At 73.2% G+C, this 21,965-nt stretch carries 22 protein-coding genes and 1 pseudogene; 15 read left to right on the plus strand and 8 right to left on the minus strand.

Annotated features, from left to right (window positions below):
* Positions 1-22 precede the first annotated feature (22 nt).
* The 6 genes from sufD to G3I54_RS07130 are packed head-to-tail and all read left to right on the plus strand — an operon-like array spanning position 23 to position 4,359.
* Positions 23-1,204, plus strand: coding sequence for a Fe-S cluster assembly protein SufD (gene sufD / locus G3I54_RS07105; protein ID WP_164612214.1), 1,182 nt, complete (start codon positions 23-25; stop codon positions 1,202-1,204).
* Complete coding sequence (locus G3I54_RS07110; protein ID WP_003969893.1) at positions 1,204-1,521, plus strand: bifunctional 3-phenylpropionate/cinnamic acid dioxygenase ferredoxin subunit; 318 nt, start codon at positions 1,204-1,206, stop codon at positions 1,519-1,521. The genes sufD and G3I54_RS07110 overlap by 1 nt, the downstream gene beginning before the upstream one ends.
* A 7-nt stretch (positions 1,522-1,528) precedes the next feature.
* Complete coding sequence (gene sufC / locus G3I54_RS07115; protein ID WP_007448470.1) at positions 1,529-2,293, plus strand: Fe-S cluster assembly ATPase SufC; 765 nt, start codon at positions 1,529-1,531, stop codon at positions 2,291-2,293.
* Positions 2,290-3,558 carry a cysteine desulfurase gene (locus tag G3I54_RS07120; RefSeq protein ID WP_164612216.1) on the plus strand — a complete coding sequence of 423 codons (1,269 nt, stop codon included), beginning with the start codon at positions 2,290-2,292 and terminating at the stop codon, positions 3,556-3,558. Before sufC ends, G3I54_RS07120 begins: the two co-directional genes overlap by 4 nt.
* A gap of 10 nt (positions 3,559-3,568) precedes the next feature.
* Positions 3,569-4,024, plus strand: coding sequence for a Fe-S cluster assembly sulfur transfer protein SufU (sufU, locus tag G3I54_RS07125; protein WP_063804482.1), 456 nt, complete (start codon positions 3,569-3,571; stop codon positions 4,022-4,024).
* Positions 4,021-4,359, plus strand: coding sequence for a metal-sulfur cluster assembly factor (locus G3I54_RS07130; protein WP_007448467.1), 339 nt, complete (start codon positions 4,021-4,023; stop codon positions 4,357-4,359). The genes sufU and G3I54_RS07130 overlap by 4 nt, the downstream gene beginning before the upstream one ends.
* Positions 4,360-4,452: 93 nt before the next feature.
* Here the strand turns inward: G3I54_RS07130 and G3I54_RS07135 are convergent, their stop codons facing one another.
* Positions 4,453-4,905: a hypothetical protein gene (locus tag G3I54_RS07135; RefSeq protein ID WP_164612218.1), complete on the minus strand. Its 453-nt coding sequence runs from the start codon at positions 4,903-4,905 to the stop codon at positions 4,453-4,455.
* Between the two features lie 91 nt (positions 4,906-4,996).
* On the minus strand, positions 4,997-5,986 hold the full coding sequence (locus G3I54_RS07140; protein ID WP_164612219.1) for a hypothetical protein: 990 nt from the start codon (positions 5,984-5,986) through the stop codon (positions 4,997-4,999).
* A gap of 300 nt (positions 5,987-6,286) precedes the next feature.
* Here G3I54_RS07140 and G3I54_RS07145 point away from each other — a divergent pair, with 300 nt between their 5' ends.
* Positions 6,287-6,613 carry a multidrug efflux SMR transporter gene (locus tag G3I54_RS07145; protein ID WP_097867846.1) on the plus strand — a complete coding sequence of 109 codons (327 nt, stop codon included), beginning with the start codon at positions 6,287-6,289 and terminating at the stop codon, positions 6,611-6,613.
* Positions 6,613-7,221, plus strand: coding sequence for a TetR family transcriptional regulator (locus G3I54_RS07150; protein ID WP_164612221.1), 609 nt, complete (start codon positions 6,613-6,615; stop codon positions 7,219-7,221). Before G3I54_RS07145 ends, G3I54_RS07150 begins: the two co-directional genes overlap by 1 nt.
* 22 nt (positions 7,222-7,243) lie before the next feature.
* On the opposite strand, the gene G3I54_RS07155 is transcribed toward G3I54_RS07150, so the two are convergent.
* Entirely contained in the window at positions 7,244-8,122 is an 879-nt protein-coding gene (locus G3I54_RS07155) for a winged helix-turn-helix transcriptional regulator (RefSeq protein ID WP_164612224.1), read from the minus strand.
* A gap of 141 nt (positions 8,123-8,263) precedes the next feature.
* Here G3I54_RS07155 and G3I54_RS07160 point away from each other — a divergent pair, with 141 nt between their 5' ends.
* Positions 8,264-9,508, plus strand: coding sequence for an MFS transporter (locus G3I54_RS07160; protein WP_164612226.1), 1,245 nt, complete (start codon positions 8,264-8,266; stop codon positions 9,506-9,508).
* 10 nt (positions 9,509-9,518) lie between these two features.
* Positions 9,519-10,517: a 2,3,4,5-tetrahydropyridine-2,6-dicarboxylate N-succinyltransferase gene (dapD, locus tag G3I54_RS07165; RefSeq protein WP_164612228.1), complete on the plus strand. Its 999-nt coding sequence runs from the start codon at positions 9,519-9,521 to the stop codon at positions 10,515-10,517.
* A 14-nt stretch (positions 10,518-10,531) separates the two neighbouring features.
* Here the strand turns inward: dapD and dapA are convergent, their stop codons facing one another.
* Positions 10,532-11,413 carry a 4-hydroxy-tetrahydrodipicolinate synthase gene (gene dapA / locus G3I54_RS07170; protein WP_164612230.1) on the minus strand — a complete coding sequence of 294 codons (882 nt, stop codon included), beginning with the start codon at positions 11,411-11,413 and terminating at the stop codon, positions 10,532-10,534.
* A gap of 165 nt (positions 11,414-11,578) precedes the next feature.
* On the opposite strand from dapA, the gene G3I54_RS07175 reads away from it, so the two are divergent.
* The gene (locus G3I54_RS07175; protein WP_164612232.1) at positions 11,579-12,259 is read left to right on the plus strand and encodes a DUF4232 domain-containing protein; all 681 of its coding nucleotides are present in this window, start codon (positions 11,579-11,581) and stop codon (positions 12,257-12,259) included.
* Between the two features lie 10 nt (positions 12,260-12,269).
* On the opposite strand, the gene G3I54_RS07180 is transcribed toward G3I54_RS07175, so the two are convergent.
* Positions 12,270-13,103: a phosphodiesterase gene (locus G3I54_RS07180; RefSeq protein ID WP_164612233.1), complete on the minus strand. Its 834-nt coding sequence runs from the start codon at positions 13,101-13,103 to the stop codon at positions 12,270-12,272.
* Positions 13,104-13,275: 172 nt separating this feature from the next.
* Here G3I54_RS07180 and G3I54_RS07185 point away from each other — a divergent pair, with 172 nt between their 5' ends.
* On the plus strand, positions 13,276-13,989 hold the full coding sequence (locus G3I54_RS07185) for an antibiotic biosynthesis monooxygenase (protein WP_164612235.1): 714 nt from the start codon (positions 13,276-13,278) through the stop codon (positions 13,987-13,989).
* 124 nt (positions 13,990-14,113) lie between these two features.
* Entirely contained in the window at positions 14,114-15,601 is a 1,488-nt protein-coding gene (locus G3I54_RS07190) for a hypothetical protein (protein ID WP_164612237.1), read from the plus strand.
* A gap of 87 nt (positions 15,602-15,688) precedes the next feature.
* Here G3I54_RS07190 and G3I54_RS07195 read toward each other — a convergent pair whose 3' ends face one another.
* Positions 15,689-18,082, minus strand: a complete 2,394-nt coding sequence (locus G3I54_RS07195; RefSeq protein WP_164612239.1) for a serine/threonine-protein kinase — start codon at positions 18,080-18,082, stop codon at positions 15,689-15,691.
* Positions 18,079-20,562, minus strand: a complete 2,484-nt coding sequence (locus tag G3I54_RS07200) for a PQQ-binding-like beta-propeller repeat protein (protein WP_343240281.1) — start codon at positions 20,560-20,562, stop codon at positions 18,079-18,081. The genes G3I54_RS07195 and G3I54_RS07200 overlap by 4 nt, the downstream gene beginning before the upstream one ends.
* A gap of 107 nt (positions 20,563-20,669) precedes the next feature.
* Here G3I54_RS07200 and G3I54_RS07205 point away from each other — a divergent pair.
* Positions 20,670-20,891: pseudogene (locus tag G3I54_RS07205) on the plus strand (TROVE domain-containing protein); the annotation flags it as partial.
* Positions 20,892-20,976: 85 nt separating this feature from the next.
* Positions 20,977-21,207 carry a hypothetical protein gene (locus G3I54_RS38895; protein WP_003969918.1) on the plus strand — a complete coding sequence of 77 codons (231 nt, stop codon included), beginning with the start codon at positions 20,977-20,979 and terminating at the stop codon, positions 21,205-21,207.
* Positions 21,208-21,318: 111 nt separating this feature from the next.
* Here the strand turns inward: G3I54_RS38895 and G3I54_RS07210 are convergent.
* Positions 21,319-21,965 (minus strand): TerD family protein (locus G3I54_RS07210; RefSeq protein ID WP_164612241.1); only part of this gene is annotated, 647 nt, incomplete at its 5' end.

Genomic DNA, 21,965 nt, shown 5'->3' on the forward strand with positions numbered 1-21,965 from the left:
GAAAGCGAGCACTACGACAGCCATGGCTGAGGCTCAGAACACTCCGGCGGGCTCCACCACCGCCGGCTCCATCGCGGTGGCCGCCGAGTCGACCGTCGCCACCCGCATGAGCGCACCCCCGTCCTTCGACGTCGCGGACTTCCCCGTCCCGCACGGCCGCGAGGAGGAGTGGCGCTTCACGCCGCTGGAGCGGCTGCGCGGGCTGCACGACGGCACCGCGGTCGCGAACGGCGGCGGCGTGAAGGTCGCCATCGAGGCGCCCGAGGGCGTCACGGTCGAGACCGTCGGCCGCGACGACTCCCGGCTCGGCAAGGCCGGCACCCCGGTGGACCGGGTCGCCGCCCAGGCCTACAGCTCCTTCGAGCAGGCCTCGGTCGTCACGGTCGCCAAGGAAGCCGTGCTCACCGAGCCGATCCGGATCGCCGTGCACGGCGAGGGCGGTGTCGCCTACGGCCACCAGCTCATCGAGCTCGGCGCCTTCGCCGAGGCCGTCGTCGTCATCGACCACACCGGTGACACGGTGCTCGCCGCCAACGTCGACTACGTCCTGGGCGATGGCGCGAAGCTGACCGTCGTCTCCGTCCAGGACTGGGACGACACGGCCGTCCACGTCGGCCAGCACAACGCGCTGGTCGGCCGGGACGCCTCCTTCAAGTCGATCGTCGTCACCTTCGGCGGCGACGTCGTGCGCCTGCACCCCCGGGTGGCGTACGCGGCCACCGGCGGCGAGGCCGAGCTCTTCGGGCTGTACTTCACCGACAAGGGCCAGCACCAGGAGCACCGCCTGCTGGTCGACCACAACACCCCGCACTGCAAGTCCAACGCGGTGTACAAGGGCGCCCTCCAGGGCGACGGCGCGCACGCCGTCTGGATCGGCGACGTCCTCATCCAGGCCGCGGCCGAGGGCACCGACACCTACGAGATGAACCGGAACCTCGTCCTCACCGACGGCGCCCGGGTCGACTCCGTGCCCAACCTGGAGATCGAGACCGGCGAGATCGTCGGCGCCGGCCACGCCTCGGCGACCGGCCGTTTCGACGACGAGCAGCTCTTCTACCTCCAGTCCCGCGGCATCCCGGCCGAGGAGGCCCGCCGTCTCGTCGTGCGCGGCTTCTTCGCCGAGCTGGTCCAGCAGATCGGCCTGCCGGACGTCGAAGCGCGTCTCATCGAGAAGATCGAGACCGAGCTGAAGGCGTCCGTCTGATGTCCTTCGTCAAAGCCTGTGCGCTGAGTGAGCTGGAGGACGACACCCCCAAGCGGGTGGAGCTCGACGGCACACCGGTCTCCGTCGTCCGTACCGAGGGCGAGGTGTTCGCGATCAACGACATCTGCTCGCACGCGAACGTCTCTCTCTCGGAGGGCGAGGTGGAGGACTGCGCGATCGAGTGCTGGCTGCACGGATCGTCGTTCGACCTCCGCACCGGCAAGCCGTCCGGCCTTCCCGCGACGCGCCCCGTCCCCGTATACCCCGTAAAGATCGAAGGGGACGATGTGCTCGTCTCCGTCACCCAGGAGTCCTGAGTCACCCATGGCAACGCTTGAAATCCGCGACCTGCACGTCACCGTCGAGGCCGACAACGCCACGAAGGAGATCCTCAAGGGCGTCGACCTGACCGTGAAGCAGGGCGAGACCCACGCCATCATGGGCCCCAACGGGTCCGGCAAGTCCACCCTCGCGTACTCGCTGGCGGGTCACCCCAAGTACACGATCACCGGTGGCACGGTCACCCTGGACGGCGAGGACGTCCTGGAGATGTCCGTCGACGAGCGGGCCCGCGCCGGCCTGTTCCTCGCCATGCAGTACCCGGTCGAGATCCCCGGCGTCTCGGTCTCCAACTTCCTGCGCACCTCCGCCACCGCCATCCGCGGCGAGGCCCCCAAGCTGCGTACGTGGGTCAAGGAGGTCAAGGAGACGATGGCCGGCCTCCAGATGGACCCGGCCTTCGCCGAGCGCAATGTCAACGAGGGCTTCTCCGGCGGTGAGAAGAAGCGCCACGAGATCCTTCAGCTGGAGCTCCTCAAGCCGAAGATCGCCGTCCTGGACGAGACCGACTCCGGCCTGGACGTCGACGCGCTCAAGACCGTCTCCGAGGGCGTCAACCGGGTCCGCGAGACCGGTGAGGTCGGCACCCTGCTGATCACGCACTACACCCGCATCCTGAAGTACATCAAGCCCGACTTCGTGCACGTCTTCGCCAACGGCCGCATCGCCGCGTCCGGCGGCGCCGAGCTGGCCGACCAGCTGGAGAACGAGGGCTACGAGGCCTACACGAAGGGTGGCGCTTCCGCGTGACTGACGCCCGACAGGGGCTCACCGGCCTCCTCGACACCGAGGCGATCCGCAAGGACTTCCCGATCCTGGACCGCACGGTCCACGACGGCAAGAAGATCGTTTACCTGGACTCCGCGGCGACCTCGCAGAAGCCGCGTCAGGTCCTCGACGCGCTCAACGAGTACTACGAGCGGCACAACGCGAACGTGCACCGCGGCGTCTACACGATCGCCGAGGAGGCCACCGCGCTGTACGAGGGCGCCCGCGACAAGGTCGCCGCCTTCATCAACGCTCCCAGCCGCGACGAGGTGATCTTCACGAAGAACGCCTCGGAGTCGCTGAACCTCGTGGCGAACATGCTCGGCTGGGCGGACGAGCCCTATCGGGTGGACCGCGAGACCGAGATCGTCACCACGGAGATGGAGCACCACTCCAACATCGTGCCGTGGCAGCTGCTCTCGCAGCGCACCGGCGCGAAGCTGAAGTGGTTCGGCATCACCGACGACGGCCGGCTCGACCTGTCGAACATCGACGAGATCATCACCGAGAAGACGAAGATCGTCTCCTTCACGCTGGTCTCCAACATCCTGGGCACCGTCAACCCGGTCGAGCAGATCATCCGCCGCGCCCAGCAGGTCGGCGCGCTGGTCTGCATCGACGCCTCGCAGGCGGCCCCGCACATGGTGCTCGACGTGCAGGCGCTCCAGGCCGACTTCGTGGCCTTCACCGGCCACAAGATGGTCGGCCCGACCGGCATCGGCGTGCTGTGGGGACGGCAGGAGCTCCTGGAGGACCTGCCTCCGTTCCTCGGCGGCGGCGAGATGATCGAGACCGTGTCGATGCACTCGTCGACGTACGCCCCGGCGCCGCACAAGTTCGAGGCCGGTACGCCCCCGATCGCCCAGGCCGTCGGCCTCGGCGCGGCCGTGGACTACCTCTCCTCGATCGGCATGGAGAAGATCCACCAGCACGAGAAGGCGATCACCGAGTACGCGGTGAAGCGCCTCCTGGAGGTCCCCGACCTGCGGATCATCGGTCCGGCGACGGCCGAGGACCGCGGGGCGACGATCTCCTTCACGCTCGGCGACATCCACCCGCACGACGTGGGCCAGGTCCTCGACGAGATGGGTATCTGCGTCCGGGTCGGCCACCACTGCGCGCGGCCGGTCTGCCTGCGGTACGGAATTCCCGCGACGACACGAGCGTCGTTCTATCTGTACTCCACGCCCGCCGAGGTCGACGCTCTGGTGGACGGTCTGGAGCACGTCCGGAACTTCTTCGGCTGAGGGCTGACTGGTGAAGCTGGAATCCATGTACCAGGAAGTGATCCTGGACCACTACAAGCACCCCCACGGGCGCGGCCTGCGGGACGGCGACGCCGAGGTGCACCACGTCAATCCGACGTGCGGTGACGAGATCACGCTCCGGGTGAAGTACGACGGCGAGACCATCGCCGACGTGAGCTACGAGGGCCAGGGCTGCTCCATCAGCCAGGCCAGCGCCTCCGTGCTGAACGAGCTGCTCGTCGGCAAGGAGCTGTCCCAGGCGCAGAAGATCCAGGACACCTTCCTGGAGCTGATGCAGTCCAAGGGCCAGCTGGAGCCGGACGACGCGATGGAGGAGGTGCTGGAGGACGCCGTCGCGTTCGCCGGCGTCTCCAAGTACCCCGCCCGGGTCAAGTGCGCGCTGCTGAGCTGGATGGCGTGGAAGGACGCGACGGCCAAGGCGCTGTCCGAAGGGAAGACCGCATGAGCGACAACGAGACCGTGACCATGAAGCCGGCCTCCGAGGAGGAGGTCCGCGAGGCGCTCTACGACGTCGTCGACCCCGAGCTGGGCATCGACGTCGTCAACCTGGGCCTGATCTACGGCATCCACGTCGACGACGCCAACATCGCCACCCTCGACATGACCCTGACGTCCGCGGCCTGCCCGCTGACCGATGTCATCGAGGACCAGGCGAAGTCCGCCACGGACGGCATCGTCAACGAGCTCCGGATCAACTGGGTCTGGATGCCGCCGTGGGGCCCGGACAAGATCACCGACGACGGACGCGAGCAGCTCCGCGCGCTCGGCTTCAACGTCTGATCCCGCGCCCCTGAGCGCAACGCGAACGGCGAAAACGGCCGTGCCCACCGGTGACATCCGGTGGGCACGGCCGTTTTCGCCGTTCCCGGTCGCTCAGACGTGCGGTTGTGCGGGCCTCCTCATGGTGCGGATCCCGCTCCGGACCTCTCCGGCACAGGCCAGCGCGATGCCCGCGCAGACCGTGACGGACACCGCCGCGACCAGGCTGTCCGGCCCCAGGGATTCCTGGAGCGCCATGATCGCGAATGTCGCCGCCATGACCACCTCGGCGACCGCGAGCGTCCCGAGCCATCCGGTCCGTACGCCACCGGGCACCCGGGCCCGCAAGCTCTCCCGGCCCAGCAGGGCCGCACCGCCGGCGGCCAGCAGCACGACCACCAGGAGCAGCCCGGTGAACAGCGCGTCGCCGACGGGGGACGGGTCCGTGTGGTCGATCGCGGCGGCGCCGGGGCCCGACACGGCGAACAGCACCCCGAAGAAGCCGACGTAGGCGACCTGGAGGAGCAACAGGACGGGGGTGACCCCGTGGACGAGCAGCCGTTTCACGCGTAACTCCAGGGTGTGCCGGACAGGGCGGTGGTGCGGGTGACCGCCGGGTGCGCGGGCCGCACCCTCAGCGGGCCGCACCCTCAACGGCTCAGACGTGGGTGGGCGGCGGCGGGCCGTACTGCTCGGGCAGGATCGCTCCCGCCGCCTCGGCCAGCACCGGGCCCAGGTTCTCCGTGCGCATCCGGCGGTCGACGTACAGCAGGCCGACGACCAGCGGCGGGAAGATCGCCGTGAACAGCTGGGCGATCATCTGGCTGACGAACGACAGCAGGATCATCCCGCCGAACACGGCGATGAGTTGCCCGCCGCTCGGGTCGGCGTCGATGTCCGCGGGGTCGAACAGCCCCGGAAGCATGCCGACCATCTGGAACGGCATCTGGATCATGTAGCCGATCATGGACGCCATCGCGTAGGCGAGCAGGCCGACGCCGAAGACCCGCCACCAGCTGTCCCGCACCAGCTGGGCCGAGCGGCGCAGGGCCGCGAACGGGCGCTGGTTCTCGAAGACCACGACCGTCGGGGCCAGGGAGAACCGCACCCAGAACCAGATCGCCACCGGGGCGACGAGCAGCGTGCCGAGGATGCCGAACCACATCAGCGGCAGGATGCCGCTCTCGTCCCCCAGCGAGATGATGTAGATCATCAGCCCGACGAAGGCGATCATGAAGAGCACCATCGGGATGATCGCGATCAGCCCGGTCAGGAACACCGTGCCGATGATCGACCAGACCCGCGACCACGAGCGGCTCCAGACGGCGCCGAAGCGGATCGGGCGGCCCAGGACGGCCTCCTGCAGCACCACCGGGACCGCCGCCTGCACCACGGCCGAAGCCAGCAGATAGGCGATCGTGCCGAGGACCATCAGAACGCCGAACGCGACCCCCAGCGGGACCAGTTCCGACGCGTCCGGCGAGCCCGCGGAGTGGGACGTCAGCTCGTCCCACTGGCTCGCTACGGCGGAACCGGCCACCACCAGTGCGACGAGCATCACGAGCGTCGCCGCGCCGAAGAGCGTCAGAGCCATGCCGACCAGCGGCTTCCAGTACCGCCCGAGCGTCGAGAAGGCGCCGCTGAGCATGTCCGAGATCCTCAGCGGCGCCAGGGGTATCACCCCGGGCTTGGGCGGTGCGGACCACCCGCTGTTCCACCCGCCGTTCCAGCCTCCGGCCGGTCCCTGCGCGCCTCCGTCGAAGGGTCCCCCACCGTGAGGCGCGCCCCCGTGCGGGCCACCGCCCCACCCTGCGTCCTGCGCCACTGCGTCTCCGTCGTGTCGTCGGCCCGTACCGCCGGGCCGTGTTGTCGGTCGGCACACCGTAGCGCCCCTGGCGTGGGCCGATGATATGTACGGCCGTACGCAACGTTGGGTACAGTCGTACACATGGGATACGCATACGGACTGCTGGCCGCCGCCATCGCGGCGGAGGTGGCCGGGACGACGGCCATGAAGTACAGCGAGGGCTTCACCCGGCTCTGGCCCTCGCTCGGCACCGCGGTGGGCTACCTCATCGCCTTCACCCTGCTCGCCCAGACCCTCAAGACCCTCTCCGTGGGCACCGCGTACGCCATTTGGGCCGGGGTCGGCACCGCGGCCGTGGCCCTCATCGGGATCCTGTTCCTGGGGGAGTCCAGCGGCCTGGTCAAGATCGCGGGCATCGCCCTGATCGTGGCCGGGGTCGTCGTCCTCAATCTGGGAGGGGCCCACTGATGGCCCGGCGGTACGACCCCGAGCGGCGGACGCGGATCATCGACGCGGCGCTGCGGGTGATCGCGGCCGACGGCATGGCCGGGCTCAGCCATCGCACCGTGGCCGCCGAGGCCGATGTGCCGCTCGGCTCGACCACGTACCACTTCGGCTCCCTCGACGAACTCCTGGTCGCCGCCCTGCGCCGGTGCAACGAGAACTTCGTCCAGGCCCTGCGCGGCAGCGAGATCCTGGCCGCGCCGGGGCCCATATCGGAGGGGCCTGACGGAGCCGCCGCGCCCGCCGCGCCCGTCGGCCTCGCGGACGAGCTGGCCCGGCTGCTGGACCGGTGGTTCGCGGGCGAGCGCGGGGCGATCGAGCTGGAGTACGAGCTGTACCTCGCGGCCCTGCGCCGCCCCGCGCTGCGCCCCGTCGCCGCCGAGTGGGCCGAGGAGGCCGTCGAGCTGCTGTCCCGCCGCACCGACCCGGAGACCGCGCGGGCCCTCGTCGCGCTGATGGACGGCGTCTGCCTCCAGGTCCTGCTGACCGGCGGCACGTTCGACGCGTCCTACACCCGCGAGATGCTCGCCCGGATCGTCGACGGCGGCGTCCGGGCCGACGGCGGCGCCTGAACCGACGCCGTGACCGCCCCGCTCACTCCGCCGGGCGGCGGACCGCTTCCAGGGCCTCGCGCACGCTCGCCTCGATGTCCGTGATCGGGTACAGCACCTCGCGGATCGTCCGTTCCCGGTCCACCACCAGCGTCAGCCGCTTGAGCCTGCTCACCCCCGCCGCCCGGAACGTCGGCAGCCGCAGCGCCGCCGTCAGCGCGAGGTCCGCGTCCGACAGCAGCGGGAAGCGCAGCCCCTCCTTCTCCGCGAACGCGCGCTGCTCGTCAGGGCGTTGCGCGGACACCCCGTGCACGGTCGCGCCCGCCGCCGTGAACTCGGCCAACTGGTCGCGGTACGTGCACGATTCCAGGGTGCAGCCGCTCGCCCCCGGGATCCCCGCCCAGCCCGGCGGATAGGCGTCGCGGCGGGCGTAGGCGCTGGGGAAGCAGTACAGGACGGTGTACGGGGTGTCGGCGACCGGGTCGCGCGGCTCGCCGTCGTTTCCGGTCAGCAGCAGCTCCGGCAGCCGTGTCCCCTTCAGCGCCCGCACCCGGGCCGCCTCCCGTGAGGCCTCCGTCGTCGTGGCCATCGTCTCCCCTTCCCCCAGCACCCAGGTGTCGCCCCAGTCCTGGAGCGCGATCAGCACGGGCAGCAGCGCCCGGCCGCGCGGGGTGAGGCGGTAGTCGTACCGGACCGGGCGGTCCTGGTACGGCTCCCGCGACAGCACACCCGCGTCGACCAGCAGCCGCAGCCGCTCGGTCAGTACCTTGCGCGAGACGCCCAACTCCTGCTGGAGCGCGTCGAACCGGTGCACCCCGCGCGCGGTGTCCCGCACGATCAGCAGGGTCCACCAGTCGCCCACGACGTCGAGTGCCTGGGCGATCGAGCAGTCGGCGTCGGCCAGGCTGGTGCGCTGGGGCATGTCGTTCCTCCGGTTGTGACCGCCGTCCGCCCCGCCCCGCCCGGGGTCCTTTTCGGTTGACCCCGATGCAATCATGCTGCCATAGTCCGTTCCCATAAGGAACTCACTGCGGTGCGGGAGTCGTACGGAGGGGGCCGGGGGATGGGCATGGTGCGCGGGGTGCCAAGGACGGTACGGCTGCTGGCGCTCGGGGCGTTCCTCAACGCCGTCGTCAGTTTCACCTTCGTCTATCTCTTCGTGTACCTCGTCGGGCCGCGCGGACTGACCGTCACCCAGGCCGGCGTTATCAGCGGCGTGGGCGGCATCGGCCTGGTCGCGGGGAACTTCACCGGCGGCTGGTTCGGCGACCGCCTCGGCCACCGCCGCGCCCTGCTGACCGGCGCCTGCGTCAGCGGGGCGGCGCTCGTCGTCCTGCCCGCCCTGCCGGTCGCCGCGCTGTACGCGGTGCTTCCGGTGGCCCAGTACGCGGCCGGCGTCGTCCGGGCCGCCAACGCCGCCCTCGTCGCGGTCTCCGTGCCCGAGGGCGGAAGCCGCCGCCAGAGCTTCGCCCTCTTCCGCTTCGCCGGCAACGGGGGCTTCGCCGTCGGCCCGCCGCTCGGCGCCCTGGTCGCCACCCGGTTCTCGTACGACTGGCTCTTCGTCGCCGACGGCATCGGCACCCTGCTCTTCGCCGTCTACGCCGCCCGGATCCTGCCCGCACGCGGCAGCGCCCACTCCGCACCCGCCCACGACCCGGACGCCCCGGGCCTCTGGCGCGAACTGCGGGCCAGGCCCGCCGTCCTGGTGCTGCTCGCCGCGATCGTCGTGGTCGACCTCGTCTACCGGCAGCAGTACTCGACCCTGCCCGTCTTCCTCGCCGACCACGGGCACGGCACCCAGCTCTACGGCTGGCTGCTCGCCATCAACGGCGGCGTCATCCTCTGCCTCGAACTGCCCGCCGCCCACGCCCTGCGCCGGCGCTCCCCGCTCGGCCTCGTCGGCGCCGGGCTGCTGCTCGTCGGGCTCGGCTACGCCGTCCTGATCCCCGGCGCGGGCGTGCTCTTCGCCGTCACCATGATGCTCTCGCTGACCCTCGGCGAGATCCTCTACAAGACCCCCGCCACCGCCTATGTCGCCGACCAGGCGCCCGGCCACGCCCAGGGCCGCTTCCAAAGCCTGTACGCCGGCGCCTCGATCAGCGGCCAGGTGCTCGCCCCGCCGCTGGGCGCCGCCCTGTACGCCGCCGCTCCCGCCCTGCTCTGGCCACTCTGCGCCCTGCTCGCGGCGGGTGCGGGAGCGGCGGTGCTGGCGGCCCGGCGGCTGCCCGGGCCGGGGGAGCGGGCGCGGGCGGCGGGGAAGGGGCCGCACGCTGAGACCGGTTCGCCCGAGCGGGCCCCGGCCGGTTAGGTTGCTGTTCATGACCGACACGACTTCCCAGGGCTCTGCCCGCACCACCGGCGCCGTCGCCGCCGGCCTCGCCACCGTCGCCGGTGACGGCACCGTCCTCGACACCTGGTTCCCCGCCCCCGAGCTGACCTCGGACCCCGGCCCGGCCGGTACGACGCGCCTCGGCCCGGATGAGGCCGTCAACCGCCTCGGCGAGGGGGCCGCCAAGGCCCTCGGCGTGGACGCCCGGCGCGGCGTCGAGATCGTCGCCGTGTCCACGGTCATCTCCTCGCTCGACGACAAGCCGCTCGACGCGCACGACGCCTACCTGCGTCTGCACCTGCTCTCGCACCGGCTCGTCCAGCCGCACGGCCAGAACCTCGACGGGCTCTTCGGGCTGCTCGCCAACGTCGCCTGGACCTCGCTCGGCCCGGTCGCCGTCGACGACCTGGAGCGGGTGCGGCTCAACGCCCGCGCCGAGGGCCTGCACCTCCAGGTCACCTCGGTCGACAAGTTCCCGCGGATGACGGACTACGTCGCCCCCAAGGGCGTACGCATCGCCGACGCCGACCGGGTCCGGCTCGGCGCGCACCTCGCCGCCGGGACCACCGTCATGCACGAGGGCTTCGTCAACTTCAACGCGGGCACGCTCGGCACCTCCATGGTCGAGGGCCGGATCTCCGCTGGCGTCGTCGTCGGCGACGGCTCCGACATCGGCGGCGGCGCCTCCACCATGGGCACCCTCTCCGGCGGCGGCAACGTCCGCATCGTCATCGGTGAGCGCTGCCTGGTCGGCGCGGAGGCGGGCGTCGGCATCGCGCTCGGCGACGAGTGCGTCGTCGAGGCCGGTCTGTACGTCACCGCCGGCACCCGCGTCACGCTGCCGGACGGCCAGGTCGTCAAGGCCCGCGAGCTGTCCGGCGCCTCGAACATCCTCTTCCGCCGCAACTCGGTCACCGGCAGCGTCGAGGCCCGCCCGAACAACGCGGTGTGGGGCGGGCTGAACGAGGTCCTGCACGCCCACAACTAGGGCCTCTCGCCCTTTCAGGCCGCGAGGAGTTCCTCGTACGCCTTCCGCAGCCCGTCGGTCGCCTCGCGCCCGGCGGGCTGCAGCGGTTCCCGGACCGGCCCCGCGTCCAGGAGCGCCTTCGCGGTGACGGTTCCGGGCAGCCCGCTCGCCATCATCAGTTCGGTGAGGCGCGCCGTGAGCCCGTTGAGCCGGGCCGCCTCGTCGGTGCGGCCCGCGTCGAACGCGTCCAGCGGCGCCCGGACCTGGCGCGGCGCCACGTTCGCGACCGTACTGACGTAACCCGCGCCGCCCACCGCGTACAGCGGCAGGTTCAGCTCCTCGCAGCCCGAGTAGTACGCCAGCGAGGTGCGGGCCAGCACCCTCGTCGCGCCGAGCAGATCGTAGGAGCAGTCCTTCACCGCGACGATCCGCGGGTGCTCCGCCAGCCGCAGCAGCGTCTCCGGCTCGATCCGGACGCCGGTGCGGCCGGGGATGTCGTACAGCATCAGCGGCAGCCCGGTGGACTCGGCGACCCGCAGGAAGTACGCCTCGACGGCGGCCTGCGGCGGGCGGCTGTAGTACGGGCTCACCACCAGCAGCCCGTCCGCGCCCGCCTCCTCGGCCTCCCGCGCCAGGCGCAGCGTGTGCGCGGTGTCCGGGCTCCCGACGCCGGAGAGCAGCGGCACCCCGTCGCCGACCTCCGCCCGGACGGCCCGTAGCAGCGCGGACTTCTCGGCGTCCGTCGTGGTGGGCGACTCGCCCGTGGTGCCGCTGAGGACGATCCCGTCGCAGCCCTCGGCCACCAGGCGCGCGGCGTGCGCACGGGCGGCGTCCGGGTCTAGGGCGCCGGTGGCGGTGAAGGGCGTGATCATGGCGCAGAGTGCGCGGCCGAAAGGGCGCGGTGCGGTGGCGGTCATGCCCGAAGTGTCCGCTCCCCGAACCTCGTAGGTCCACTTAGATCTTCTTGGGATGATCGGCAAGGGATGCTGAAGAGTCTGCCGTAGTGGCGACCGCGTCTGACATGATCGAACGCACGGACGACAGGTCCGCGGCGTCGGGCCGCGCGGCGAGGGGTGGGGGACATGGGCGTGTGCGTACGGGTACGGAGATGGGCCTCGGTCGTCCTGCCGGCGGCCACGCTGACCGCGTTGACCGGCTGTTCCGGCTTCCTGGTCCCGGCCGGCGAGGGCGAGGAACCGGATCCCACGCCGTCCGTCTCCGCGCCCGTCCGCGCCGAGACGCTGCCCCCGACCCCGACCCCGACCCCGACCTCGACCCCGGGTGCGGACGCGCCCGCCCAGGGCGCCCCGGCGCAGACCGGCCCGACCTCCGCCCCGCCCGGGAAGTGCCCCGCCTCCGGAGTCGTGGTGGACATGGGCCCGGTGGAGACCGGAATGATGCACCGGGCCGTCGTGCTCACCCTCACCAACTGCGGCCGCAAGCCCTACGCCGTCGACGGCTACCCCTGGGTCCGGGCGCTCGGCGAGGACGGCCGCCCCCTCCCCGTCAAGGTCAACGAGGACGGCTCGTACTTCGGCAGCGACCCGGGCCCGAAGAAGCTTCTGCTGGACCCCGGCCTCACCGTGAAGTCGATCCTCGCCTGGGTCTCCACCCCCGATGGCGGCGACCTCATCGAGGGCGACGCCCTGGCGATCTCCGCAGCCCCCGGCCTTCCGGTGCGGGTCTTCCCGCTGGAGGGCCACGACATCCGGCTGATGGACGAACTCAACACCACGGCCTGGCGCACCGAACTCGGCAGCTGAGTAGCCGACTTCAGCGCTGCGGTGCGGCAGGGGCCGTGGGGACGGTGTGCGTGACCCAGGCCGCGCCCGACGGAGCCTCGCGCCGCACGCCCGGCCGAGACCCGCGCCGCACGCCCGACGGATCCCCGGGCCGCAGATGCAGCAGAAAAGCCGGGGGCTCGTCGGGATAGCCCGGCAGGCCTTCCCGCAGCACCAGCCCGCTCTGCCGGTACGTGCTCGGCGCGACGGCCACCGTGCTGCCCGCGAAGGGCGCCGTGACCGGGCGGTGCACATGGCCCGCCAGCACCCGGACGACCCGGGGGTGCGCGGCGACCACCTCGGCCAGCGCGGGCGCGTCCGCCAGACCCATCGCGTCCAGGAACGGAATGCCGACCGGGACCGGCGGGTGGTGCAGACAGACGAGGGCCGGGACGCCGGGCCGCCGGGCGAGGGCCCGGTCCAGCCGGGACAGCTGCCCGGCGCCCAGCCGCCCGCCGGGCGCACCGGCCACCCCCGAGTCCAGGACCACGACCGTGAGCTCCGGGTGCTCCACCACGTACGACGTGAGCGTCCCCCCGCCCAGGAACCGCGTCCCGCCGAACGCGCCCACCAGAGCCCGCGGCGCGTCGTGATTGCCCGCCACCAGATGCAGCGGCAGCGGGAACGCGTCGACCTCCTCGCGCAGCGCCGCGTACTCGCCCGGCTCCCCGCGCTCGGTGAGGTCACCGGTGATCACGACACAGTCCGGGAGCGGGTCCAGGGCCAGCACCCGGCGCAGGGCGGCCCGCAACCCCGCCGCGGGGGCCGCCGCCCCGGGGCCGGTGGTGAGGTGCGGGTCGCTCAGGTGCGCCACGGAAAGGGTCATGCTGCCCAGCCTTCCCCGGCCGCCTCCGACCGCACCCGCGGCCGATCACGCCGTGGGCGAACGGAACACGCGGGCGTGCTCACGGGAACGGCCTTGACCTCGACCGGACTTGAGGTGTGACGGTGGTGACCACGACGCACCGACCGGCGCGTCCGACGAGGGGAACACCGCCATGACCACGCACTTCACCGACCGCCCCGACCCGGCCCGCACCGACGCCCGGATCGCCAAGGCCAGCACCTGGAACGTCGGAACGCCGCAACGGCAGCGAGAGGCCGTCGACGCCATCCGGAAGGCCTGGGAGAGCCGGGAATGGCCGCACCCCGGACTGCTCTCCTACAGCGTCCACGCAGGAGAGGACGGCGCCACCCTGCTCCACTACTCCCAGTGGACCGGCGAAGTGGCCTACCAGGACTTCGTACGCGAGAGCCGCGACGCCCGCAACGCCGAGATTGACGCCGCCGTCCCCGGCATCGAACGCCTCGCCCTGCACACGTACGAGCTGTACCGCTCCGGCCCCCGGGCCGAGGGCGACACCCGGGAGACCGGCTGCGTCGTCATCGTCGACGTCGAGTTCGACGGGCCCGACCCGGCCCGGCAACGCGACTGGGTGGACAGCGTGTTCGAGGCGCTCGGCGAGGAGGCCGAGCTGCCCGCCGGCGGCATCGCCGCGCACTTCCACGCGAGCACCGACGGCACCCGGGTCCTCAACTACGCCGAGTGGGAGAGCGCCGAACACCACATCGCGGCCCTCGCCGCACCCGGAGAAGGCGTCGGATCCCCCTCCCCGCTCTGGGAACGCGTCCAGAAGTACCCGGGCATGACCGGAGGCGGCGTGAACCGCTACACCCCCGCGCTCAGCATGGAACCGGGCGCGGGCGTATAGACGCGCGGCCGGGCTCCATGCGGTGAAGCGGCGGGCGGCAAACCTCCCAGTGCGTCTAGGCTTGGGCGGCTGAACCGCGTACGCACCCCGTACGCCCCCGAGCCCGCACCGAGGAGAACCCCCGATGTCCGCAGAGCGCCCCTCCCTGCCGCCGGTGCGGCTGAACTCCGAGGCCGAACTGGCACGGGACGCGCTCGCCGCTCCGCTGTTCGTCCGCGCCGTCAGGCTCGCCCGCTGGGCCGGACCGGACACCCGGGTCGGCGCGGGCGGCGAACTCGTCGAGGCGCAGCTCCCGGCGGCCGCCGAGCACCTGGGGCTCGCGGCCGACGAGGACGGCGCCGCGTACGCCAGCGAGGCCTGGCGGCTCGCCGTGGACACCGGCCTCATCGACGTCACCGACCCGGAGGAGGAGGACGGCGAGGACGGGGCGGATCCGGACGGTGAGGGCACCGTCACCGCGGGCGAGAACCTGGCGCTGCTCACCTCCGGCTCCCCGCAGGACATCCTCGGCATCTGGCTCGACGGCCTGGACGCCGTGCACGCCGACGCCACCGCGCCCGTCCTGGACGACTTCGCGGACCTCGTCGGCGAGGACGGCTCGGTCGACTTCGACGCCCTGGACTGGGACCCGGAGGCCGAGGCGGAATTCCTCGACGGCGTCCTCGGCAACCTCTATCTGCTGACCCTCGCGGACAACGGCGCGGGCGAAGGCCCGGTCCCGCTGCCCGCCCTCGCCGCCTCGATGATCGTCCCCGACGACATGGGCGAGCCCACCGACGACATCCTGGAGCAGGTGTCGGAGGCGATGATGCGCCTCGACGACCAGTTCCGGCTCCTCGAACCCATCGGGATCGTCGAATACCGGCCGGTCGACGAGGCGTTGCTGGTCGAGGAGGGCGAAGCCGCGGACGCCTCCGCCGCCGGGGCCGACGACGAGGACGTCACCCGCTACGGCATGGTCAAGCTCACCCCCCTCGGCCTGTACGGCATCCGGGCCCGGATGCTGGAGGCCGGGGTGGACGCCCCCGCCGTCGGCGACCTCGCGGGCAAGGGCGCCGACGCCCTCCTCGACGGCATCGCCCACTACCCGGAGTCCGCCGCCCGCGCCGAGGTCAAGCTCTGGCTCGCGGGGTACGGCGCCGAGGGCGCGGTGGCCGCGGCGGCCGAGCTGCTGGCCGCCGCACGCGGCACGGACGAGGGCGCGCCGCTGCGCCGCCTCCACTGCCAGCAGGCCCTCGCCCTGGCCGGCCCCGAGGCGGAGCCCGCCGTACGCGCGGTGCTCGGCGACCCGGAACTCGGCGGCCTGGCCCGCGTCTGGCTCGCGGAGCGCGGCGCGGCCGATGTGCCCGCCCCGCCGGAGGACATGATCTTCTGGCTGGCCATCGACACCATCGCCGCCCAACTGGACGCGGACGGCGAGCTGGACGAGCTCCAGGGCCTCGTCGAGGGACTCTCCGCGCAGCACAGCGGCTTCTTCGACGAGGTCTGGCGCGTCGACCACCCGGCCACCGCCGATGTGCTGGAGGCCATGGGCCGGCTGCACAGCGACAAGAAGGCCGCCAAGGACGCCCGCAAGGCGGCGTTCAAGGCCCGCTCGCGCGCGGGGGGTTGAGAGACCGGGTTCTCAGGAGCCCCGCCCGGAGCGGTGCTCAGGTGGAGAGCGCTGCTCTTACAAAGCAGACGTCGACACCCAGCCGCCTCAGGAGCCCCGTGGTGCCGTAGCCGTGTGGTTGTACGCCCGTATCGCCGTCGTGCCGATGCGGGCGTACCAGCCGGAGGCGTCCGCCGCGAGGTCCCGGACGTCGGCCACCTGCCAACTGCGCTGGTTCGCCCCGTCGTTCACGGCCAGCGCCCGGCACAGCTCACCGGTGGCCGCGTACACCGTGCCCCCGGCCACCGTCGGCGGCACCTGGCCGACCCCGCCGAGCGTCGCCGCCCAGCGCTCCTCGCCGCTGCGCAGGTCGAGGCACTGGAGGACCCCCGCCCGCGCCCAGTGGAGCAGCGATCCGCCGGCCGTCACCGGGGCCCGGACGCCGCCCGTGCCCGCGGGCCAGCTGGTGTCCAGGCCCACCGTGCCCGCCGACCAGAGCGGCCGGCCGGTGGCGGGCGCGTAGGCGTGGACCCGGCCCCCGGTGGCCACCAGCACCGTGGCGCCGACGGCGGCCAGCGCACTGGATCCGGCACTCGCCCCGCCCTCCAGTACGGCGGTGGCCAGGCGGCCGCCGTCCCGCGCCCGGACGAAGTGCAGCGCGCCCCCGCCGCCCAGCAGCGCGAAACAGCCCGCCTCCGGAACCGCCGCCAGCGCGCCCACCGGGCCCTCGAACCCCTCGTACGCCCAACGGAGTTCACCGCTGACCGCGTCGACGCACCGGATGTCGTCACCGCCGTCGTCGGCCAGCAGCACCGACCGGCCCAGCACGGCCGGCGGCCGCGCCTCCGCCGTGCCCCCGGTCCAGCGCCCCGCACCGGTACGCAGATCCACGGCGTTCAGCGTCGGCCCGTCGCCGTTCACCGTCGCGGAACCGGAGATCAGGACCCCGGACGCGACCGTGAACCACAGCGGAGTCGGGCGCTCCGCCCGAGTGCCGTGCGCCGCGCCCGTCGCCAGGTCGACCGCGTCCAGCCCCACGTCGGCCGCCGCCAGTACGGACCCGGACACGCCCCACTGCGTCGGCGCGGTCTCCTCGGCGTCGGCCAGCCACCGGCGCCCGGCGTCACGGACCCGCCGCGCGGTGACGTAGCCGCCACCGCCGCCCGCGCCGCCGACATCCTGGACGGCGACGCCGTGCACCAGCAGCGCACCCCCGGCCACCCGCAGCGCGTCCACGGTGGTGCGGTCGTCCTCGGGGGCCAGGGTCCAGCGCAGCGCCCCCGGCCGGGCGCTGCCCGGCCGCACCCGCAGTGGGTCCTCGGCCCGCTCCTCCCGGTCGCCCTTGCCACCACTGCGAAGGAGGGCGTACGCGAGGAGCGAGGCGAGTCCGCCGCCTCCGGCCAGCAGCAGACCGCGCCGAGCGGGCTCCCCGCGCCGCGTGGCCGGAGGCTCCGCGGCGGGCGCAGGGGGCGGCGAGGGCAGGGGGCGGGTGGGGGCGGGCGCGGGGGCCGGCCGGGTCGGACCTGTCGCGGATTCCGCTTTCGGTTCCTGTGCCTGTGCCTGTTCCGTTTCCGCTTCCGCTTCCGGGGCCGAGGCGTCGTGCCCGCCGCCCTCCTCGGCCGGCTTCCCGGGAACGCGCCCCGCCGCCTCGCCCAGGACCAGCGAGCGCAGCGGATCCGTACGCCACCACAGCGGCGGACGCGGATCCGCGGTGGCCCGCAGCACCTGGCCCACCGTCGGCCGACGGGCGGGGTCCTTCTCCAGGCAGGCCGTCACCACTCCCCGTATCTCCTCGGGTACGTCGGTGAGGTCCGGGTCCTCGTGGACGGCCCGGTAGAGCAGCACCGCCGGGGTCGCTGAGCCGAAGGGGCTGCCTCCGGTGGCGGCGAACACCAGGACCGCCCCCAGCGCGAACACATCGGCCGCCCCGGTGACGACGGTTCCGGTGATCTGTTCCGGGGCGATGAACCCCGGAGTGCCGATGACATCGCCCGCCCCGGTCAGCCCGTGGTCGCTGATCGCGCGGGCGATCCCGAAGTCGATGACCCGGGGCCCGTCCGCGGTGATCAGCACGTTCGACGGCTTCAGGTCGCGGTGGACGAGCCCCGCCCGGTGGACGGCCTCCAGCGCCTCGGCGAGCGCCGCGCCCAAGGACCGTCCGGCGGCGGGCTCCAGAGGCCCGGTCGCCGCCACCGCGTGCCGCAGGGTGACACCCGGAAGATACGCGGTGGCCAGCCACGGCCGGGGCGACTCCGGATCCGCGTCGAGTACCGCCGCCGTGTGCGCACCGGTCACCGCGCGGGCGGCGGCGGCCTCGCGGCGGAACCGTTCACGGAAGTGCGGGTCGGCCGCCAGGTGTTCGTGCACCGTCTTCACCGCGACCGTCAGCCCGCCGGGCGTCCGGCCCAGATAGACGGTGCCCATGCCGCCCGCCCCGAGCCGGCCCAGCAGCCGGATGGAGCCGAGCCGTTCGGGGTCGCCGGGGAGCAGGGGGCCCGTCACGCGGAGTCCGGTCCGGTGAAGGTCTGCACGGTCCCGCCGACGCAGACATGGAGGAGGCCCCCGCCCGCGGCGGCCCGCAGCGCCCCGTCCGCCTCGACGGGCACCGACCACAGCCGGCGGTTCCGGGCCGCGTCCAGGGCGTGCACACCCCAGCGCGCGCCCTCCCCGGCCTTCTCGCCGCCGCCCGGCTGCGGCCCGGTGGCGTACAGCGTGCCGTCCGCCACCAGCGGCGGCCCGTCGCCGTCGACGACGCCGTCGTCGCCGCCGAGCCGCCCGATGTCGCCGCGGCTCCAGCGGATCCGGCCGCTCCGGGCGTCCAGCGCGGTGACCCTGCCCGGCGTCGCGGTGTACACCGCCCCACCGATCGCGGTGGGGGTGACCGTGGGCGACCCGGCGAGCTTCCGGCGCCAGGCGGTGCGCCGGGTGGCCAGATCGACCGGGAAGACCCGGCTGCCGCTCGCGTAGAACCGGGTGCCCGAGGCGCCGGGGTGGGCGTGCGGGTACGGGGCGCCGCCGGGTATCTCCGGCTCCGGTACCGGAGCCGCGCCGGAGGTCCGCAGCACGAACAAGGGCTCCTCGGCCGGGGTGCCGGAACGGGCGGGCGGGCGGAGCCCGACGGCCAGCCGCCCGCCCGCCGCGTCGATGCCGCTCACCGCGGCCCGCGTCCCCTCGTGGAACCAGAGGGCCTTTCCCGTACGGGAGTCGAATCCGTAGGCCCGCCAAGGGCGTGTGCCCAGGGCGCGCTTCTCCCACAGGGTGGCGTCGGAGGCGTAGGACACCAGGGCCGTCGTCGCGCCGTCGACCGCGAAGAACGCCGACTGGCCCTCGGGGGCCCCGGACGTCCGGGCGCCGGGCGGGTGGACCGGCACGGCCGACCAGCGCCGGTTGCCGGTACGGGCGTCGAGCGTGAGGAGTTCCGGCGCGAAGAGCAGCCCGGAGCGCAGCAGATGCACCAGGCCGCCGAGCGGCCGGACGGCCGTGACGCCCCGGGCCGGATACCGCCAGCGCACCGCACCGGTGGCCGCGTCGAGCGCGGTCACCGCGGCCGCGTCCGTGATGAGGAGGGCGCTGCCGTGGCGCAGCACCCGGCCGGTGTGGCCGAGTTCGCCGACGGTCCTGGTCCACAGCAGACGCCCCTGGGTCCAGCGGGTCCTCGGCGGCGGTGTGGGCTGCCGGGAACCGGTCGGGGCGTCCTTCTCGGTGAGCCGGAGCAGGGCCGCGCCGCCGACGCCCCCTCCCGCCACGAGCGCGGCCCCGCCGAGCGCGAGCAGCCGCCGCCTGGTCGGGCCCCGGCCCGGCGTTCCGTCGTACGGGACGGCGTCGGCGGGTGCGGGTGCGGGTGCGGGGGCGGGGGCGGGGGTGGGCGCCGGGATGGCATCAGCGGGAGCGGCAGCCGGAGCCGGATCGGGATCGGCTGCTGGACAAGCATCGGCGTCGGCATCTGCATCGGTGTCGGCCGGAGCGGGTACGGCGGTCGCCTCGCCGGACCGGGCGCCCCTGTCGCCTTTGTCGGGCTCGTCGCCCTCGTCGCCCGCCACCAGGGCCGCGACTCTGTTCTCGTGGTCGCGGACCAGGCCGGACACCGGTTCCCGCTCCCACCACGCGTCGGCCGGGGACCGCTCCGCGCACCAGCCCAGCACCTCGGCCACCGTGGGACGCTCCGCCGGGTCGCCCGTCAGACAGGAGGCGAGGAACGCGCGCCACTCGTCCGTCGGCGCCCCGTCCAGATCGGCCTCGCCCCGCACCGTCCGATACAGCACCTGGTGCGCGGGGCCGGAGCCGAAGGGGGCCCGGCCCGTCGCCAGCCGGGCGAGCAGGGCCGCGAGGGCGAACACATCGGCCGCGGGGGACGGCTCGTCGTCGGCCGTCAGCAGTTCGGGGGCGATGAACCCGGGGGAGCCGATGACCTCCCCGGTGTCCGTGAGGGTCTCGTCCGCCGACCGCCGGGCGATGCCGAAGTCCAGGACCTTGGGGCCGCCCCGGGTGAGGACCACGTTCGACGGCTTCAGATCGCGGTGGACCAGCCCGGCCCGGTGGATGCTCGCCAGCGCCTCCGCGAGCGCCGCCCCCAGCCCGGCCAGCGGCCCCGCGTCCAGCGGGCCGAGCGCCCCGGCGGTCTCGGTGAGCGTCGGCCCGGCACAGAACTCGGTCGCCAGCCACGGCCGTACGGCATCGGGGTCGGCGTCCAGCACCGCGGCCGTGAAGGGGCCGGCGACCGCCCGCGCGGCGAGCGTCTCGCGCCGGAACCGCTCCCGGAACTGCGGGTCGGCGGCGAGATGTTCATGGACGGTCTTCACCGCCGCCAGCCGGCCCGACGCCGTACGGGCCAGATGGACCCGGCCCATACCGCCTTCGCCGAGCAGCGCCACGAGCCGGTACTCCGCGACCTGCTCCATCCCGTGCGCCCCCTCGTGCCGCTGGTCCGTGCCGCCGGTCCGTGTCGATGTTCCGTGCTGCCGGTCCGGGCCGGGGACGATCACCCCGGGGTCATTCTGTGCGACGCCCGCGCCCGCCGGTTCGGTTGCACCCCGCACGCACCCCGAAGTTCCGTCGCGTGCGGGCGGGCCGTTCCCCGAGGTCATGGACGATCGTCGTCACCGACGAGCAGGCCGTGTACACGCGGGGTGGCGACGCGACCCGGAGCGTTCCGGACACGGTGCCCGTCCACACCTGGAATCCGGCCGGATACCGCCTCGGCCACGCCCCGTCCGGCGACGGAAACCGCCACACGTTCGGGGGGCTTTCCGACGCGGCGTTCCGCGTGGTTCCGCTGCTGGAGGCGGGAGGAAGCGCTGACCGGCCGTGGTGAGCGCTGATTACGAATCCGGCACTTCTGGGCCCCTGGGCGCCGACGGGCATGGCGTCGGGCCTTCACAGGGCGCATACTCGACGTAATGAAACAGTCAGCCGGATCCCGGCGTCACCTGCCTTCCAGTCCCTTCAACCGCCCGGCCCAGGAGGCCCCACCGGTCGAATGCTTCGATGTGGGCGACAGGGTGTCGCACGACCAGTTCGGGCTCGGCAGGATTCTTGCTGTCGAGGGCGACAACGACGCAGTCCTCATCGACTTCTCGGGGCGACAGGGAAGGATCCTGAGCCCGTACTCCAAGTTGACCAAGCTCTGAGACGCGAGACGAGCACGCGCAGCGTCCGCATTCTCCGGTTCCGGGGCACCTGAAGCACTTCAGGCGCCCCGGACTCCGTTGCGGCCCTCCGCCCGGAGGGCCCACGGCGGGCTACAGGGACTTGGCGGCGGGCTTGACCATGCCCCGCACGGTGCGCGACTTCACGAACTCGCCCATCGCGGTCATCTCCCACTCGCCGGTGAACTGCTTGATCAGCTTGGCCATCATCACGCCGGTCTGCGGCTCGGCGCCGGTGAGGTCGAAGCGGACCAGCTCCTCGCCGGACGCGTCGTCGATCAGCCGGCAGTAGGCCTTGGCGACCTCGTTGAACTTCTGGCCGGTGAACGAGTTCACCGTGAAGACCAGGCCCGTCGCCTCGGCGGGGATCCGGCCCAGGTCCACGACGATCGTCTCGTCGTCGCCCGCGCCCTCACCGGTGAGGTTGTCGCCGGAGTGCTTGATCGCCCCGTTCAGGATGGTCAGCTTGCCGAAGTAGCAGCTGTCCAGGTGGTTGCGGTTGGGGCCGTACGCGATCACCGACGCGTCCAGGTCGATGTCCTTGCCGCGGAACGCGGGCTCCCAGCCCAGACCCATCCTGACCCGTGAGAGCAGCGGGGCGCCGCCCTTGACGAGGGACACGGTCTGGTTCTTCTGGAGGTTGACCCGGCCCTTGTCCAGGTTGATCTTCCCGGCGCCCGCGGGCGCGGCGGGGGCCGCCGGGGGAGCGGGCGGCGCGGGCGGGGCGATCCGCGGGTCGA

It is taken from the genome of Streptomyces sp. SID14515 (assembly GCF_010548505.1).
In the GTDB taxonomy this organism is placed as follows: Bacteria; Actinomycetota; Actinomycetes; order Streptomycetales; family Streptomycetaceae; genus Streptomyces; species Streptomyces caviscabies.